Genomic DNA, 14,795 nt, shown 5'->3' with positions numbered 1-14,795 from the left:
TCGCAAGAAAGGAGGTTAGCCATGGAAGAGATAATTTTTGAATTAATCGCTAATGGTGGTACGGCCAAGTCATTAGCCTATGAGGCAATTCACGCCTCAGAAGAAGGCGACTTTGACAAGGCCGAAAGCTTGTTGGAAGAAGGCCATGACTACCTACTTAAAGCCCATAAGGCCCAAACCAAGTTGATTACCGATGAAATGAACGAAAAGCCGGTTGCATTAAGTCTTTTGATGGTTCATGCCCAAGACCATTTAATGACCGCCCTTGAAGTTAATGATTTAGCAAAAATTTTAATTAAACAAAACCGGCGATTAGCAAGCTTAGAAATTAAAATACAACAAAATCAATAAAGGAGTGTCTTTTATGAAAATACTACTCGCTTGTGCAGGAGGAATGTCGTCTGCTATTGCGGCCAAATCATTAAAGGAAGCCGCTGCCAAAGAAGGCTTAGATTTTGAGGTCCACGAATCTTCCTCATCAGCATTTGAAAATGAGATTGCGAAAGATTATGATCTAGCCTTAATCGCGCCACAAATTCGACATCGTTATGATGATCTGAAAAAAATAGGGGATAAAGCTGAGGTCCCTGTTTTACTTATCAAACCCCAAGGTTATACTCCAATTGGAGGGCCATTCTTACTCAAGCAAATTAAAAGTGAAGCTAGTGAGCTATTCTAGCTAAGGAGGAATCGTATTATGGATAACATCACTGATTTCTTAGATAAACACCTATCCACTCCTATGGCTAAAATGGCCGAACAACGCCATTTGAAGGCCATTCGTGATGGGATTATTTCAACTCTACCAATTATTATTGTGGCGTCCATGTTTATGGTGATTGCTTTTTTACCTAATTCCTTGCCAGAATCTTGGGGATTTACTCAATGGGTAATCACCAACCAAGATAAAATTTTATTACCATACCGGATGTCTATGTATATTATGACCCTGTATGCGGTTTTTGGCATTGGAAACTCTTTGGCTAAATCATATGACTTGGATGGTTTATCCGGAGGTATCCTTGCTGAATTAGCTTACCTATTAACAATAGTGCCATCTATGGTCGCTGAACCAAGTGAAGAACTTTTACAATTAGCTAGCCAGCATCCAGAATTGGCAGAATACCTAGATCAAGTGCCACTAGGATTTCAAATGCCTATGCTTAACTTAGGAGCAGGGGGCATGTTTATCGGTATTTTGGCTTCATTCTTTGCTGTCGAAGTTTATCGCCTAACACAAAAATCAGGTTTCAAGATTTCTATGCCTGACCAAGTCCCTGCTTCAGTGGCACGCTCATTTGAAGCGTTAACACCTACTGCTATTGTATTATTGCTAGTATCTGCCATCACCATGTGGTTAGAAATTGATGTTCATGGTCTCATTGCTAATTTGATTACCCCATTAATTACGGCATCAGATTCTTTGCCTTCTGTACTGCTATTAACCTTCTTGAATTCTTTTTTCTGGGTTTTTGGGATTCATGGAGCATCCATTGTTGGTTCCATCGCTCGTCCCTTATGGTTGGTTTTACTGGAGGAGAATGCCACTGCACTTGTATCTGGTAATGCGGTCACTAATATTGCAGCAGAGCCTTTCTACCAATGGTTTATCTATATTGGTGGCTCTGGTGCGACAATCGGTTTAGCAATATGTTTCTTATTGACGCGGTCAAAATATGGTAAAACCTTAGGAAAAACCACCATTATTCCGACACTTTTTAATATTAATGAGCCGATTGTGTTTGGAGCCCCCATCATCATGAACCCCGTTTTAATGATTCCATTTATTTTTGTTCCTTTACTCAATGCCGTCATTGCCTGGTTTGCCACCAGTTTAGGCTTTGTAAACCCAGTGGTTGCTTCTGCACCTTGGACTTTACCAGGGCCAATTGGTGCTTTCTTAGCCACCAATTCCGACTGGCGAGCCTTGGTGCTAAATGTTTTATTGATTATCTTATCAGTTATCATTTATTACCCATTTGTTAAGAAGTATGACCAACAGCTGCTTAAACAAGAATCAGAAGAAAATACCATTGAATAAAGTGGAAAGGAGACTATAATGCGTCAACTGGGTTTATCCATCTATCCTGAAAAAAGTGACAAAGAAGCGATTATTCACTACCTTGATACTGCAGCCGAAGCAGGCTTTACGCGAATTTTTTCTTGCCTCTTATCGGTTAACAAGGACAAAGATCACTTAGTCAACGAGTTCCGAGAAATCAATCACTATGCCAAATTTTTAGGGTTTGAAGTGATAGTGGATGTGGCCCCACGTGTCTTTTCTGCCTTAGGAATTTCTTATGACGATTTAAGTTTTTTTGCCGAAATTGGCGCTGATGGTTTGCGACTAGACATGGGCTTTTCTGGGGCAGAAGAGGCTTTGATGACCTATAATCCGCAAGGGCTTAAGATTGAAATCAATATGTCTAATGATGTTCATACTATTGATACCATTATGGATTATCAGCCAAACACCTATAATTTAATGGCTTGCCATAACTTTTATCCGCATGCTTACACAGGCCTGGGCCAAGATTATTTCCTAAAGTGCACTCAAAACTTCAAAAAATATGGTCTGCGGACAGCTGCCTTTATCACTAGTCAAGCGCCAGATACTTTTGGTCCTTGGCCAGTGACTGATGGTTTACCAACCTTAGAAAGCCATCGTCACTTGCCTATTGACACCCAATTACTCCATCATTTAATTTTAAATGCGGTTGATGATATTATTATTTCTAATTGCTTTGCTACCCAGCAAGAAATTCATAGTTTAGGAAAAAGTAATCTTACTCAACCAAGTTTTACGGTCGAATGCATTGCAGATTTACCTGAAATCGAACGCTCAATTATTTTTGACGGCTTACATTTCAATCGTGGTGATATTTCTAAGTATATGATTCGCTCTTCACAAAGCAGGGTAAAACATAAAGGGCATCACTTTGCTATTATTAATGCCCCAGAAACGATTCATCGTGGTGATATCATTATTGAGTCTAGCGACTATGGCCATTATGCTGGAGAATTGCAAATTGCTTTACAAGATATGAAGAATTCCGGAAAATCCAATGTAGTGGGTCGGATTCGTCCCGACCAGGTCTTCATTATTGATGATATCAAACCTTGGCAAAAATTCCGTTTCATACCTGCCGAATAGGAATTTAAACTGAACATAAGCAGCTGATTTTAATAAATCGGCTGCTTTTATTGACTTTGAATTAAAAATTTTGTCATTTTTTTCTTAGTAAGGGTGTTAATCGATGAAATGGGGAAGTCAAGTGATTACAGATAGCAACATCATCCAATGATCCCGTTAAAATATAGTTAAGAATTGGTTGACAGCCGTAGCGCATTATAAGGCCTTAGATAAGAGTCTCACTAGCTGACTAAAGTAGTAAAATGACTTCGAATCATGAAGTGATTGGTCCAACCATTAGGGTAGGCTTAAACAACAAAAATTAAAAACTGTTGTTTAATAAACAAATTGCAATTTTTGCTCATTGAAAGTAAGCGATTTCTCTACTATGCTAAATTTATGAAAGAGGGCGATGATATGCAACAAATTCCTTTAGAAACCCGACATAAAGAGATTATCAATGTTGATGGTTTAGAATTTAAAGACTTAAATAACAATGGAAAACTTGATCCTTATGAAGACTGGCGTTTAACAGCTGAAGAACGCGCGCAAGATTTAGTCCAACAAATGAACTTGGATGAGAAGGTGGGCATGATGCTCATCAATAGCTTACTTAGTGGGAAGGGTCACCCAGAATGGGCCTCAGAAGATGGGGTGCTGACTGGTGAAATTGAGGATGCACCAATCTTTAAACACATTCCGGATACCAAGAAGCTAATTACTGACTACCATATGCGTCATTTTATTGCCCGTGATTTACTTCCCATTTCTGACCAAGTCGAATGGGTCAACGCTTTACAAGCCCAAGCAGAAGCATCACGGCTCGGTATTCCTGTTATTATTGCTTCTAATTCTCGTAATGAGGTGAATGGCGATACCTATATTGATGGTGATCCCGCAGCGGACTCCTGGTCACTTTATCCAGGTACTTTAGGAATTTCCGCAGCCCAAAAAGGGGATTTAGCCAAAGGGGCTGACTACGAATTAATTGAAAACTTTGCCGACAATAGTCGTCAAGAATGGTGGCATGCAGGTCTACGTAAGGGTTACATGTACATGATTGATACTGTCACTGATCCCCGCTGGCAACGTATCCAACAAACTTTTGGTGAAGATCCGCTCTTTATCAGTGAAATTACGGGACGTTTAATCGATGGCTTCCAAGGCCAGTCGCTTAATGAATGGGGGATTGCCCTAACCATGAAGCATTTCCCAGGTGGCGGTGCGCGCGAAAATGGTTTTGACCCCCATTACAAAGAAGGAAAATGGAACATTTACCGAACAGCTAACTCCTTAGAAGACTACCACCTACCAGCCTTCAAGGTGGCTGCCCAACACAATGTTTCTTCAATGATGCCTTATTATTCTGCACCAAGTATTGAAAAATCCCATTACCAATCTTATGAAGGTGATGTGATTCCTTTTGAAGAAGTTGGTTTTGCCTTCAATGAATATTTATTGAACGATATTCTCCGTGATAAGATGGGCTTCACTGGCTATATTAATTCTGATACCGGTATCGTGGACAATATGGATTGGGGCGTTGAATCGCTATCTAAACCTGGAAAATTTGCTAAGGCTATCAATGCTGGAACCAATATCATTGCTGGTAATACTGATGTTGCTAGTCTAAAAGCTGCTGTTGAAAAGGGTTATGTGCCTATACAACGAATTGACCAATCCAACCAAGTTTTATTAGAAGAAATGTTTAAATTAGGCATTTTTGACAGCCATACTTATGTTGACGAACAAGCGGCCCGTGACTTTGTTAACAACAATGCTGATCGCCAAGAGGCTGCTTACCAAGCTCACTTAAAATCAGTTACCTTACTAAAAGATCAACAAGTTCTACCTGTAAAAAATCAAAAAGTATATATTGAAGCCTTCCATAAAGAAGCAGATAAGGCCGATAAATATACTGACAAGGCACGGAAAGCTGGCCAAGCACTTGATTTTGACCTAAGCTATGACTATTCACAAGCTGATGTGGCCGTGCTCTTCTTGCGTCCAGTTTCTGGAGATTACTTTACTTCTACTCCTGGATTGTTAGAGTTAGAGATTTGTGAAAACAAGGAAAACATTGCCTTAAATGGTGATTCTTACCGAGAAACCACTATTACAAATCTAGACCGTTACTTTGCTATTGCCGACAAAGTTCACCAAAACGGCGGGAAGGTCATCACTGTAATTAATATTACCTTGCCATGGATTTTAGGCAATGTTGAAGCGGTGTCTGATGTCCTAATTGCAGGTTACGATACCTGGGAAAAAGCCATCCTAGAAGTGGTCAAAGGTGACTTCACCGCCCAAGGGAAATTACCATTAACCCTACCTAAGAACGCTAAAGTGATTGGTGTTGACGAGGACTTCAAATGTATTAGTCGCAATGACGTCCCAGGTTATGCTAAAGATAACTACCTCCGCGAAGGGATGTCTTACGCCTACCAAGACAGCCAAGATAATGTTTATGAATTAAACTTTGGCTTATAAGAGCAAAAAATAAAGGATAAAGTTGCCAGGTGGAAGAAACTTTGACAAGACCCTGTCATAAAATAAAGCTCTGAGCAGTGTATCAATAGATACGCTGCTCAGAGCTTTTTTATATTAATTATTGGTCGGAATACTTATCGAAGTATCCTTTAATGTAAATTACTGGTGTTCCTTTGTCTCCAGAACCAGAAGTAAGGTCAGATAGAGAACCTAAGAGATCAGTAATTTGTCGTGGAGTCGTACCAATACCATCTGCTTCATCTTGGCTATCACGTTTGTGACTAGCAATGTATTCAGAAATGGCATCTTGTAATTCTTGGCCACGTAAATCGTCAAACTTAGAGTCAGCTAAGTATTTTAATTTCACTTCTTCTGGTGTGCCTTCTAAACCAGCAGTGTAGGCTGGAGAAACAATTGGGTCAGCTAATTCCCAAATATGACTTTGTGGGTCTTTGAAGGCTCCGTCACCATAAATCATCACTTCGACATCTTTACCAGTGGCGTCTTTTAACATTTTTTGTACCTTGTTAACGAGTTCTTCACCGTTAGTAGGGAAGAGCTTAATCCGTTCATCAGAAGATAGGTTAGAACCTAATAGACCAAAGTCAGGATTAAAACCAGAACCATCAACAGGTGCAGTCATAATTTCATCTAGACTGATAGCAACTTTGGCACCAGCAGCTTCTAAGCGACGCTTGGTCCGTTTACGGGTATGAATATCAGCTGCAATGACATGATCAGTGTAACCCAAGATTGCCTTAGGTTGATTGGCTAGGATAATTGTACATTTAGCACCTTCGCCTTCAACAGTTTTACGATAGACACTGAGATAATCCGTTCCAGTGAATGGGTGTTTTAAATCGCCGAATTTTTCGTAAGCTTCTGCTTCTGATAAAACATCAGACCAAGGATTAATCCCTAATTCATCTAGTTGTTCGATCAACATAAGAGGATTTCCTACCTCATCAGAAGGGTAGCTTAATTGAATAATAACCTCATCAGCAGCACGAGCAATCGCTTTTAACATAGAGTTGAAACGATTACGAGAAGTAATTGGGAAAACAACACCAATTTTTTTGGATTGGACTTTGTTTTCAACATCTTTAGCAATGGCATCAATTGAAGCATAGTTACCTTGGGAACGAGCAGCAATTGATTCAGTGACAGTTAAGATATCCTTGTCTTCAATAGCAAAGGGTTCGTTTTCAGCCGCATTTAACACGGTGTCCACTAAAATTTGGGCTAAATCGTCACCTTCATTAATAATTGGGGCGCGTAAGCCACGTACAACTGTTCCAACTGTTCTAACCATAGTATGATTATCCCTTCTATTTTGTAAAACTATTAGTAACAAAAAACGCGTGACCAGAAAGACAAGTCTTCCACAAATCACGCACGCTATTTTACCATAATCTTAGCCTAAATAAAAGAAAATTTTTGTTCAAATTCCTCAAGTTACTTCGTTTACTTTGTTAAGAAAATTTTTAGAGAAATTTGATTGGTTTACATAAAATTTACAAAGATTCCGACTAATTCACCCAGTAAAACAAACGAATTAGTCGATTGATAAGAGGATTGACCACTCTATTCTGTAAAAATCTATATAAGAACAGCATTATAGTATACCTAAGAATCGCAAAATTTACAATAAAAAATTAAAATTTACCTAAAATTTACTGAAAATAAATATCCAATTGCTATCCTTAATGTATCGACATTAAAGGAGTGAAAACTATGCAGGTCCGCTTCGAAGATGTTAGTTTGTCCTATGATGGCCAAAAAAATGTCTTAGACCATTTAACCTTTACCTTGGACTCCCACCATTTGGTTTCAATACTAGGCCCTTCTGGATGTGGGAAATCGACCACTTTATTTTTAATCGCCGGTTTACTCAGAGTAAGCTCGGGAAAGATTTATTTCGATGACAAAGATGTGACTAAATTAGATGCTGTCAACCGTAATATTGGTATGGTCTTCCAAAACTATGCCCTATATCCCCACCTATCAGTCAAGGATAATATTGCTTTTCCACTGAAAATGGCGGGTAAGAATAAAAAAGAACGTCATCAACGCGCCGAGGAACTGGCTCGCTTGGTCCATATTGATGACCATTTAGAGAAAAAACCCGGTGCCTTATCGGGAGGGCAGCAACAACGAGTAGCCATTGCAAGAGCCTTGGCTAAAGAGCCTGATATTCTCTTAATGGATGAGCCCTTATCCAATCTAGACGCCAAGTTACGGGTAGAAATGCGTGAAGAAATTCGACGTATCCAAAGAGAAACAGGAATTACCACCATTTTCGTCACCCATGACCAGGCCGAGGCCTTGTCTATATCGGACTCCGTCATGGTCCTTAACAAGGGAATTATCCAACAAAAATCTCAAGCCCAGGACTTATATGAAAATCCAGCCAACCAATTTGTGGCGCAATTTATTGGGGACCCAGAAATTAATCTGATTGCCTTAAATGATTTCGAGCAGACAGCAGAGAGCAAACTCCTTCAGACAGCTCGCGAAAAAAATATCAGCTGGGTCGGCATTCGTCCTGAACACCTTTACCGCCAAGAATTCGACCAAAGTCTTATTCAAGGCAAGGTGGAAGCCATTGAAATTATCGCCAAGGACCGATTAGCCCTCTTAAAAACTGAAACAGGTCAAGAAATACGGGTGGCTGACCTACCAATTGATTTCGAAAAAGGGGACACTATTGGTCTGACTTGCCAAGAGCGCCACTTCCTTTTCTTCAATGACCAAGGTGATCGGGTGGTGCTTGCTGATGATGAATGAGAAAACCAGTCTTAAATCCACTTTGCAGGCTTTGTTGTATTTGGCGCCCATGTTAGTGATTGTAGGAACTTTTAGTATTTATCCTGCCATCAAAGCTTTTATTATGTCATTTTACCTGGACTATAATCTCTTTACTGGAGAGAGTGATGGCCTAGGATTGGATAATTTTCAATACATATTTGCAGATACCGATTTTCACTTAGCTATGAAGAATACCTTTGTTTTTGTCGCTTTCGTGGTGCCAATATCAATTGTTTTATCCTTAATTATTGCTATGATGATCAACAAAATTAAATTTCTGCAAGGCTTTTTCCAATCCGTTTATTTTCTTCCTTTTGTGACCTCAACAGTGGCCGTTTCCATTGTGTGGTCATGGCTTTACCATTCTCAATACGGTTTAATCAATTACGCTTTAAACCTACTGGGAATTGATAGTATATCTTGGTTGGGTAATCCCGATTATGCCATGCCAGCCATTATTATCATGTCAATCTGGAAGAGCTTAGGACTAAATATTCTCCTATTTCTAGTAGGATTAAATGCACTCAACGACACCTATTACAAGGCAGCCAAGATTGATGGGGCCTCCAGTTGGCAACGATTTAAAAATATTACGGTTCCTCTGTTAGGACCGACAATCTTCTTGGTATCCATTAATGCGTTAATCAATAACTTCAAAGTTTTTGATGAAGTCTATGCCTTATTCTCAGGTCAACCAGGTCCAGGGAAATCAACCTTGACAGTGGTTTATTACCTCTACGAAAAATTCTATGAAGAATTTAACTATGGAGTCGCTTCTGCTGCAGGGGTCTTCCTCTTCTTGGTGATCTTAGTGTTTACCTTGATTCAGATGGTCATCCGACAAAAAACTGATTACCAGGAGGGGAGATAAGCATGAAAAATAAAGTCAGCCAAGTTATTATTTATATTCTATTGACAGTTGGCGCCTTATCTATGGTCTTACCTTTCTATTGGATGCTCTCCACTTCTTTAAAAACAGCTGGTCAGGCCGTTGCCATGCCACCGGTGTGGTTTCCAGATCCAGCCCAATGGGAAAACTACGCTACCGCCTTTACCTTTGCGCCTTTTGATACTTACCTAAAAAACTCACTAATTGTTACTAGCTTAACCACTCTAGGGGAGGTGTTTACATCTATATTAGCCGCTTTCGCCTTTGCTAAGTTGAAATTTTGGGGCAAGAACGTATTATTTACCTTTCTCATTGCCACTATGATGGTACCTGGCGAACTTCTCATTATTTCTAATTATGTGACCATTTCAAATTTGGGTTGGATTAATACCTATTTGGCCTTAATTGTTCCATGGATAGCTAGTGTATTCTCCATGTTTGTTCTCAAGCAAAACTTTGAATCAGTATCTGACGCGCTTTATTATTCAGCTAAGATTGATGGCTGTTCCGACTGGAAATTTCTCTGGCAAGTACTGGTTCCTATGTGCCGGTCAGCGGTCATTACGGTCGTGATTCTCAAGGTCATTGGGTCATGGAATGCTTTCTTGTGGCCATTAATTGTAACTAACGATACCGTTATGCGGACCATGCCAGTTGGATTACAAGCCTTTACAACTGAAGCTGGAACACGTTTCGAGCTCTTGATGGCAGCCGCTAGTTTTGTGGTCTTACCAATGATTATCATTTATCTCTTATTGCAAAAGCATATTATCAAAGGAATTTCCAATACTGGAACGAAAGGATAGATTATTATGACAATGAAAAAGTATTTACGCCCCTTTTTAGCAGGGACTGCCGCCTTATTATTAGCTGCCTGTGGTAATGGTGGCTCAAGCAATGATGAAATCCAAGAGGGGAGCAAACAATCCGGTGAAGGGGAAACAGTTGAAGTGACTTACTGGCACGCCATGAATGGTCCTCACCAAGAAGCAACTACTGAGCTAGTTAATCAATTCAACGAGTCCCAGGATAAATATAAAGTGGTGGAACAAAACCAAGGTGACTATGATACCTTACAACAAAAGATTATGGCATCTGCTGCCGCCCAAGATGGCCCAACTATGGCCCAGGTCACTGCTTCAAACATTCCTGATTACTCTGATGCGGGCTTAATCCAAGTCCTAGATGAAGAACTTTTAACTGGAGAAGATGGCTTTAGCCAAGAGCAAATTGACGATATTTTCCCTGGTTTCTTAGAAGGAAGTAAGATGGGCGACGATCTTTATGCGATACCATTCTCTAAATCTGTACGCGTAATGTATCTCAACCAAGATATTCTTGATGAATATGAAATGGAAACCCCAACGACTTGGGAAGATGTCCAAGAACTAGGCGAAAAAATGCAAGAAAATGGCGATGACCGTTTTGCCTTAGGATTAGAAAACGGCTTTGCTATGGAATTAGAAACCATGGCACGTCAAAACGGTGCTGATTGGGTGTCTGATGACCTATCAACTGTAGATATTGCTTCCGACGAAGCTACTGAACCAATGCAGTTCATCAATGATGGTTTAGACGCCGGCTGGGCACGAACGGCTGGTGAAGATGGCTTCATGTCTGGGCCATTTGGTCGTGGCGAAGTGGCTGTCTATTTGGGATCTTCAGCTGGTTTAGCCCACGTTGAACCTGTAGCCGAAGAAAATGGTATCAATTGGACCACTGCTGAAATCCCAGTTTATGATGATGGCGACAAACTAACCCTATTAGCCGGAAATGATCTATCCGTATTCTCTTCCGCTTCTGATGAAGAAAAAGCAGGTGCCGTTGCCTTCATGTCCTTCCTACTTCAAGAAGAACAAACAGCTGATTGGGCTATTAAGACGGGTTATTTACCAATCACCCAATCTGGTTTAAATAGTGATACTTATCAATCTTACCTGGAAGAAAATCCATTAGCTGTTGCGGCCTCCAAAGAAGCAGAATATGCGAAACAATCGCCAATGTTTGTTGGTGGGGGTGAATACTTCAATGCCATGGTCGATGCCTTAGATAAGATTGTTGTTAATGGTGAAGACGTTGACCAAGTCATGGCTGACTTAGAAGAGCAAACCATCTCAATTATTGAAGAAAACAACGATGTCACTGTTGAAAATAACTAATAAATTAATATCAAAAATACTTTATGGGGTTGGGCAAAAGTCCCAGCCTCTTATTATTTAAAGTAAAGGAGCCAAAGAAATGAATCAATTAACTGTTTGGAGTGGCTTAACCACTATTGGCTGCAATATCATGACCTTACATGACCAAGAAAGCCGTTTGATAATGGATTTTGGTATGGCAAATGATCAATTGGAAGGGCGAAATTATCATTCCAAGATTGCCGGCCTAATTGCAGAAGACAAGTTACCTGGGATTCCCTATCTCTATAATGAAGAGGACCTAGAAGATTCTAACTTAGCTGCCAATACATCAACCCCCTTTAGTCAGGAGGCCGTTTTCATTTCTCATCTCCATCTTGACCACATGCAAGGGTTAAAATATCTACCTGATCGCTACCAAGTCTATATGACCGAAGCTTCCTATCAACTGTATCAGAATTTGATTGCTATTGGTGACGAATTCCCCATCGCTGCCCAAGTTATTCCTGTTCCCTATAATCAGTCATTAAGCATTGGCAAGTATATGGTGAAATTTATTCCTACTGACCATGATATTCCTGGGAGCTCAGCCATTTATATTTCTCATGACCATACCCACGTTTTGTATTCAGGAGACTTTCGTTTCACTGGTTTTACCAGTGATCGCATGGAAAATTTAATTAAGGAAAAACTGCCAATTGATATATTGTTGTGTGAGGGAACGGCTTTTTCCTTTGATGAAGAAGTAGGAGAAGGGGACAATGGCGATCGTCTACAAAGTGAGCATGAACTATTAGTAAAAACCCAAGCTTTGTTTAGTCAAAGAGACCAAGCCATTGTAATTAATCCCTATCCTCGTAACCTTGATCGTTTAATGGCCCTAAACGAAATGAGCCTGCGTGTTAAACGTCCGATTGCTTGGGATAAAAACTTTGCCTACTTGTTGCATGAATTCACTCAAGACCCTGTCTATTCTTGGGATCCAGCAGCTGATTCCTATAGCCAAGTGGTAGAATTTAATCAACGCAATCACTATGCTTACCAAATTGCCTATCAAGATATTGACCAACTAGACCATATTGGCCCTGGTTTATACTTGCATATGAATGGCGAACCTTTAGGTGATTTTGATCCACGTTATCAAACTTTTCTTGACCAAATTGCGTCTCATGGCTACGACTTAGTAAATATGGGCGTTTCTGGCCATGCGAATAAGGAAGATCTTGTCTATTTTGCCAGCGAAATGCAAGCAGATATCACCATCCCTTGGCATAGTTTCCATCCTAAACGTTTAGCTTCTGCCTTAGAGCAGCTTGGTTTAACGACCTTTGTTCCCGAAATTGGTGCTGTCTATGATATTGAAGCGCCTTTAGATTAGGGGAATGTAATTAAATTAAAGTCTTATGCTATGATAAAGGGAATACAGATGCTTAAAGAGGAGGATACGATTAATGCAGATTACTTTACTAGCCACATCCGATGTCCATGGTTATATCACAGCTGACTCCTTCCAAGAGCCAGGAGTGAAATTAGGACAAGGTTATTCTCGTGCAATCAGTGTGATTGAAGCCGAACGTGAAAAAGCACCAGGCCCGGTACTTTATATTGACAATGGAGACTTTATCCAAGGCTCACCATTAGCTGCTTATTATCATGACCAAGCTAGTGTAGACCGTTTGATTTCCGCTGCCAACTTAGGTCAGGCAGACTTGGCTGTTATCGGTAACCATGAATTTAATTACGGTTTGGAACGCCTCGACCAGGCCATAGAAGCGGCTCAATATCCCATTTTATGCGCCAATATCCTTAGAAACGGTCAACCCCTAGGCCAGCCCTACAAAATTTACGATTTCGACCATGTCAAAATAGGGGTCTTAGGATTAACTACAGCCTATATTCCTCATTGGGAACAAGCTGAGAATATTGTCGGCTTAAGCTTTCAATCTGCCTTAGAAGCTGCCCAAAAATGGGTCCCTCATCTAAAAAATAACCTTGCTTGTGACCTGGTAGTAATTTCCTATCATGGTGGTTTTGAACGTGACTTGGAGACTGACCAAAAAAGTGAAGAGGACACAGGCGAAAATGAAGGCTGGAAATTATTAAATTCGGCTTTGCCAATTGATGCCTTAATTACTGGTCACCAACACCGACAAATTGCAGGGGTTAAAAATGGAATTCCTACTATCCAGCCAGGTAGTCGAGGCGAATTTGTGGGAAAAATAACCCTAGAAGTCGAAGATAAACAAGTTAAAGACGCCCAAGCAGAATTGCTCGTTACAGCTGATTCACCAGAATCGGATACCATCAGCAACAGTTTCCAAGATGAAATGAACCAAGTGAACATCTGGTTGGACCAAGTCCTAGGTGGGGCCGAAAGTGACTTTAGAGTAAATAATATTGCTTCAGCGCAAATCAATGATCATCCTTTTGCCCAATTACTTAACCAGATTGCTTGCCAATATATGAATAATGACGTCTCAGCGACTGTTTTCTTTGGACCTGATGTCAAAGGATTCCATGGCCAAATTCGCCGCCGTGATGTCTTAAATAATTATCCCTTCCCTAATACCTTAGTTAACGTACGTTTAAAAGGTAGTGAACTCAGGGATATCCTTGAGAAGAATGCCGCTTATTTTGACCTTGATGACCAAGGTCAAGTCGTCATCTCAGAAGATGAATTACGTCCTAAAATGCGGGTTTATAATTTCGATTTTTATTATGGGATTCATTACAACATGGATATTAGTCAAGCCATTGGACAACGTATAGGAGAAATCAAGAAGGACGACCAAACTATTGGACCTGATGATGAGATTACCGTAACCGTAAATAATTATCGGGCAGTAGGTGGGGGCGACTTCCCACATTTTTCTATGGATAAGGCAGTCACCGCTGACAGTACTACAATGCCAAATTTAATTATGGATTATATCGAAAAAGAAAATCAAATCAACTTGAACTTTACGCCTCACTACCACGTTTACGGTTGTCAGGATAAATAAAACAGTAAAATATTACCATTTTTGTAAAAAAGGCTTGCCTTATAAAATGACAAATGATAACCTAGACATGCAATCAAATAGACAGTTGTTAAGGGAGGCTCCTTTACAAATATACGCTACTGCCCAGAAACATCGAGAGATGCCAATGGGTTAGCTGGCTCTATCGCTAAGGTAGAACCTAATGTAGCTAGTGACGTTGTAAAGTGCTAAAACTCAGACAGGAAGTTAACGGTTTAAGGTCTCCACCTATTTGTGGGGACCTTTTTATTTTTCCTAGGCTTATACCATGTCTTTTGTTTACCTTTCTTAAAAATTGTGAGGAAGGAGAGATAATA

12 protein-coding genes and 1 riboswitch are annotated in these 14,795 nt (G+C 40.1%); of the genes, 11 read left to right on the top strand and 1 reads right to left on the bottom strand.

The annotated features are described in order from the left end of the window. The first annotated feature begins 21 nt into the window (after window positions 1-21). The 5 genes from OW157_RS00980 to OW157_RS00960 all read left to right on the top strand — a co-directional run bounded on the left by OW157_RS00980 (window position 22) and on the right by OW157_RS00960 (window position 5,623). Complete coding sequence (locus OW157_RS00980; RefSeq protein ID WP_268751466.1) at window positions 22-351, top strand: PTS lactose/cellobiose transporter subunit IIA; 330 nt, start codon at window positions 22-24, stop codon at window positions 349-351. 13 nt (window positions 352-364) lie between these two features. Beyond that, the gene (locus OW157_RS00975) at window positions 365-679 is read left to right on the top strand and encodes a PTS sugar transporter subunit IIB (RefSeq protein WP_268751465.1); all 315 of its coding nucleotides are present in this window, start codon (window positions 365-367) and stop codon (window positions 677-679) included. Window positions 680-694: 15 nt separating this feature from the next. Continuing rightward, window positions 695-2,041: a PTS sugar transporter subunit IIC gene (locus OW157_RS00970; protein WP_268752230.1), complete on the top strand. Its 1,347-nt coding sequence runs from the start codon at window positions 695-697 to the stop codon at window positions 2,039-2,041. An 18-nt stretch (window positions 2,042-2,059) separates the two neighbouring features. After that, a complete protein-coding gene (locus tag OW157_RS00965) occupies window positions 2,060-3,154 on the top strand; it encodes a DUF871 domain-containing protein (RefSeq protein ID WP_268751464.1) in 1,095 nt (364 codons plus the stop codon). Between the two features lie 396 nt (window positions 3,155-3,550). Beyond that, window positions 3,551-5,623: a glycoside hydrolase family 3 protein gene (locus tag OW157_RS00960; protein ID WP_268751463.1), complete on the top strand. Its 2,073-nt coding sequence runs from the start codon at window positions 3,551-3,553 to the stop codon at window positions 5,621-5,623. Window positions 5,624-5,741: 118 nt separating this feature from the next. Here the strand turns inward: OW157_RS00960 and OW157_RS00955 are convergent, their stop codons facing one another. Then, window positions 5,742-6,935, bottom strand: a complete 1,194-nt coding sequence (locus tag OW157_RS00955; RefSeq protein WP_268751462.1) for a coenzyme F420-0:L-glutamate ligase — start codon at window positions 6,933-6,935, stop codon at window positions 5,742-5,744. 422 nt (window positions 6,936-7,357) lie between these two features. Between OW157_RS00955 and OW157_RS00950 the strand changes: the two genes are divergently transcribed. The 6 genes from OW157_RS00950 to OW157_RS00925 all read left to right on the top strand — a co-directional run bounded on the left by OW157_RS00950 (window position 7,358) and on the right by OW157_RS00925 (window position 14,460). Further along, on the top strand, window positions 7,358-8,410 hold the full coding sequence (locus OW157_RS00950) for an ABC transporter ATP-binding protein (protein WP_268751461.1): 1,053 nt from the start codon (window positions 7,358-7,360) through the stop codon (window positions 8,408-8,410). Further along, the gene (locus tag OW157_RS00945; RefSeq protein ID WP_268751460.1) at window positions 8,400-9,302 is read left to right on the top strand and encodes a carbohydrate ABC transporter permease; all 903 of its coding nucleotides are present in this window, start codon (window positions 8,400-8,402) and stop codon (window positions 9,300-9,302) included. Before OW157_RS00950 ends, OW157_RS00945 begins: the two co-directional genes overlap by 11 nt. Before the next feature lie 2 nt (window positions 9,303-9,304). After that, window positions 9,305-10,126: a carbohydrate ABC transporter permease gene (locus OW157_RS00940; protein ID WP_268751459.1), complete on the top strand. Its 822-nt coding sequence runs from the start codon at window positions 9,305-9,307 to the stop codon at window positions 10,124-10,126. A 6-nt stretch (window positions 10,127-10,132) separates the two neighbouring features. Further along, window positions 10,133-11,479, top strand: coding sequence for an ABC transporter substrate-binding protein (locus OW157_RS00935; protein ID WP_268751458.1), 1,347 nt, complete (start codon window positions 10,133-10,135; stop codon window positions 11,477-11,479). Between the two features lie 79 nt (window positions 11,480-11,558). Continuing rightward, the gene (locus OW157_RS00930; RefSeq protein WP_268751457.1) at window positions 11,559-12,836 is read left to right on the top strand and encodes an MBL fold metallo-hydrolase; all 1,278 of its coding nucleotides are present in this window, start codon (window positions 11,559-11,561) and stop codon (window positions 12,834-12,836) included. A gap of 73 nt (window positions 12,837-12,909) precedes the next feature. Further along, window positions 12,910-14,460, top strand: coding sequence for a bifunctional metallophosphatase/5'-nucleotidase (locus OW157_RS00925; RefSeq protein ID WP_268751456.1), 1,551 nt, complete (start codon window positions 12,910-12,912; stop codon window positions 14,458-14,460). Window positions 14,461-14,537: 77 nt separating this feature from the next. Next, window positions 14,538-14,693: riboswitch (M-box (ykoK) riboswitch) on the top strand. The last annotated feature ends 102 nt before the right edge of the window (window positions 14,694-14,795 follow it).

Origin of the sequence: Aerococcus kribbianus (assembly GCF_026805545.1) — a bacterium.
Taxonomy (GTDB): domain Bacteria; phylum Bacillota; class Bacilli; order Lactobacillales; family Aerococcaceae; genus Aerococcus; species Aerococcus kribbianus.
Note: the sequence above shows the minus strand (reverse complement) of the source record. Positions and strands in the feature narration are given on the sequence as shown.